Source organism: Palleronia caenipelagi (genome assembly GCF_007004065.1).
Classification (GTDB): Bacteria; Pseudomonadota; Alphaproteobacteria; order Rhodobacterales; family Rhodobacteraceae; genus Palleronia; species Palleronia caenipelagi.
In genome coordinates this window covers 1-3,870 of record NZ_VFSV01000101.1, presented here as the reverse complement: position 1 = coordinate 3,870, position 3,870 = coordinate 1, and the positions used below count along the sequence as shown (strand labels likewise).

General features: G+C 61.7%; 2 protein-coding genes. Both read right to left on the bottom strand.

The features are described 5' to 3' along the window. The coding region (locus FEV53_RS19740) for a calcium-binding protein (RefSeq protein WP_142836358.1) at positions 1 to 2,786 on the bottom strand (2,786 nt) is incomplete at its 3' end. 548 nt (positions 2,787 to 3,334) lie between these two features. Further along, positions 3,335 to 3,547, bottom strand: a complete 213-nt coding sequence (locus FEV53_RS19735; RefSeq protein ID WP_142836357.1) for a hypothetical protein — start codon at positions 3,545 to 3,547, stop codon at positions 3,335 to 3,337. Between the last annotated feature and the right edge of the window lie 323 nt (positions 3,548 to 3,870).

Below are 3,870 nucleotides of genomic sequence, written 5' to 3'. Positions count from 1 at the left end.
TCGCCGCTCTCACCGAGAACGCTGTCATTGCCATCATCGCCCAGAACGGTGTCATCGGCCCGACCGCCAGCGACGGTGTCATTCCCGAAACCGCCATAAATCGTATCCGCGGAGAGGCTGCCGCCCGTATCCGCGATACTGTCATCACCGCTCTCGCCGAAAAGCAGATCACTACCGGTCCACCCATCAAGCGCGTCGTTGCCAACGCCACCGTAGAGGGTATCCCATCCGCCATCGCCAAAGAGCGAGTCGTTCCCGAGACCGCCATAGAGCGTATCATCGAAGAGTCCGGTCCCGCCTTGAACGCTATCATCGCCGGAATCGCCGAAGACCACGTCATTGCCCTGGCCACCGTTAACGGTATCGTCCCCGGCCCCGCCGCTAACGGTATCATCGCCGCTCTCACCGGTAAGGAAATCGTTGCCGCCGTCCCCCAGCAGCGTATCATTCCCCAGACTCCCGCGGAGGCTGTCATCGCCCGAACCACCACTTAGAGAATCGTCGCCGCTGTCGCCAAAGATCGTATCGTCGCCCAGACCGCCGTCCAGCGTGTCAGTGCCCGTCCCGCCCCGCAGAACGTCGTCACCGCTCTCGCCGAGCAAGCTGTCATCGCCGGAGCCGCCATCAAGCGTGTCGTTGCCTGTGCCGCCATCGAGCGTGTCGTTCCCGGCGCCGCCAGAGATGGTGTCATTGCCCGACCCGCCGACAACCACGTCGTCACCGGTCCCGCCGCCGAGCGTGTCGTTGCCAAGCCCCCCCACCAGCGAGTCATCGCCAGATTTGCCGCTCAACGCGTCGTCGCCCGTGCCTGCCGTCAGGGTATCATCTCCGGCGCCGCCAGCTAACGAGTCATTTCCGAGTCCGCCGAAGAGTAAGTCGTTGCCGGCAAACCCGAAGAGTTTGTCATCGCCGCTCTCTCCGTAGAGTGTGTCGTCGCCCTGATCACCAATGACACTGTCGTCGCCGGCGCCACCCAGGACGGAATCGTTGTCCCCACCGCCCTGCAGAGTGTCATCGCCGAGACCGCCAAGGAGGGTGTCTGCGCCGAAACCGCCAAATAGTCTATCGTCGCCGCTGTTGCCGGCGACGGTATCGTTCCCGATGTTGCCCTCCAGAAAATCATTTCCGGCATCGCCCTGGACACTGTCATCGTCGTTACCGCCCGAAATCACGTCATCCCCGAGACCGCCAAGGAGGGTGTCGTTGTTGTCCCCGCCTTCGATCAGATCATTCCCCGTATCGCCCTGCAGGGAATCGGTATCGCCAGAGCCAAAGATCGAGTCGTCTCCAGACCCGCCAACACCCACCTGGATGCCGCCATAAAACGCCCCGCCGGGTTCATTCGCGTTCAATCTGATGCGGTCATTACCGGCACCGCCGAACAGGGTGTCCAAGCCGTCATTGCCGTCCAGCGTATCGTCGCCAGCCCCGCCAAACACGGAATCATCCCCCGAACCCGCCGACAGCGAGTCGTCGCCGTCCCCACCATACAGCGTGTCATTGCCGACACCGCCGTCCAGCGTATCGTCGCCGCTGCCGCCGCTCAGGGTGTCATCGCCGCTCTGACCGAAAATGCTGTCGTTGCCGACATCCCCCTGAACGGTGTCATCCCCGAGGCCGCCAAATAACGAGTCATTTCCGAGTCCGCCGAAGAGTGAATCGCTGCCGACAAACCCCTGAACGATGTCATCCCCGCTCTCCCCGTAGAGTATGTCGTCGCCCTGATCACCAGTGACACTGTCGTCGCCGGCGCCACCCAATACGGAATCGTTCTCCTCACCGCCCCGCAGAGTGTCATCCCCGAGACCGCCAAGGAGGGTGTCGTTGTTGTCCCCGCCGTCGATCAGATCATTCCCCGCATCGCCCTGCAGGGAATCGGTATCGCCAGAACCAAAGATCGAGTCGTCTCCAGACCCGCCGACACCCACCTGGATGCCGCCATAAAACGCCCCGCCGGGTTCATTCGCGTTCAATCTGATGCGGTCATTACCGGCGCCGCCGAACAGGCTGTCCAAGCCGTCATTGCCGTCCAGCGTATCGTCGCCAGCCCCGCCAAACACGGAATCATCCCCCGGACCCGCCGACAGCGAGTCGTCGCCGTCCCCACCATACAGCGTGTCATTGCCGACACCGCCGTCCAGCGTATCGTCGCCTGAGCCGCCACTCAGTGTATCAACGCCGTCCCCACCCAAGATGGAGTCATCGCCAATACCGCCGGAGAGGCTGTCGTTTTCTCCTCCGCCGAGAAGCGTGTCATTGCCGACACCGCCGTCCAGCGTGTCATCGCCCCCGTTCCCTCCAAGCCGATCGTTGCCGTCGGCACCCACCACATTATCTGCACCAAAACCGCCCGTGATCGTATCATCGCCTGAGCCGCCGTTGACGATATCATCTCCAGAATCAGCGCCGATAACATCATCGCCCGAGTTCCCCACAATTGTGTCGCTGCCAGAGCCGCCCGAGATTTGGTCGTTCCCCGCATCCCCACGCATGTTATCGTCGCCTGAGCCTCCGCCGATCGCGTCGGCCCCCGCGCCGCCCTGGATCTGGTCGTTTCCGGCATTCCCAGCCAGATTGTCGTTGCCGCCTTCCCCCAGAAGGATATCGTTCCCAGTGCCGCCAGAAACAACATCAGCGCCCGTGCCGCCAAAGAGGGTGTCGTTGCCACCGCCTCCTTCGAGTTGGTCGTTCCCACCCTGACCGCTGATGACGTCATTGGCGCCATCGCCGACGGCAGTGTCGTTTCCAGCAGTGGGTCCGGGTCCGGGGTTCCACGTAACAGCCATGAGTCAGCCTTTCTGAAGTCTTGATGTGCGTGGGGACACGGCCACTGGGGCAGTCCCAACCGACGGATCATTTGAGGGACGAGCGCTAGCCGTCGGTATCGGCGGGACGATGCGCGCCCGGTGGCGTTGAGAAGCGGGAAATGGCCCGCTCTTGATCAGGGGATGACGCTGAGCCGCGCGTATTCCGCGCGCGGTGCGAGACGGTTCAGACCAGGTTCCGGCTTGATCGGCCTCATCGACCGACCCCCGGATTGAGGCAAAGACCTGGACAAAGCGACCGGGTCTGACCCGATCCGGATTGAGAGTATCGACCACAACAACTCCTCGCAGGCATCAACCTCAGTTGCCGGACCATACGAATGGTTGGGGCGATCTCTCAAATGAATAGTATAGATTATTCGTTTCAAATTAGCATGTTAGCATATTATTAACCATGCGCGCCCGGTTCAGGACCCGCGTGTATTCAGCGGGGATCAGGCATAATTCCCTGATCGTTTTTCGCCTCCCGCGACAAATATCGTCCGGGACAGCCCCCGGAATGTGGACCATCATCCGGGATGGAACACCTCTTGCTTCCAGTAGATGGATTTCTGACGCCACTGGACATTCGGCAGTTCCCCGGCCGTCTGCCTGACGGCCTCAAGGGCCTCGCGCAGGGTCGCGGCTTTGCCGCTATGCGGCATCGGTGCCGGGTAGACGTGGACGGCCCAGGAATAGGGCAGAACGCCGGTGATGGCTGGTGACGGGTGAACCCGGCCCACGGGCTCGCCTTCCCGCAGGACAACCCTGTCATGGGGCCAGAGGAGGGATCATCCGCCCATGTGGGCCTGTGGGACCAACGGATCTTTTTTCATCTTTTCAGGGTCCGGGGATCGACAGAACACCCGCATCCGGTGTGAAGCAAATCATGAACAGAATAGCAGGAAACCCGCCATGTTCGAGATCAAAGATACCGCCGCTGGCCTGACCGTGACGATGATCCGGGAGCACGAACCCCGGAACCCATGCATGGCATACGAAAACCTCTTCCAGATCGTGACGTGGATCCCAGACCTGCGCGAGGCGCAGATCCTGATCGAACAAT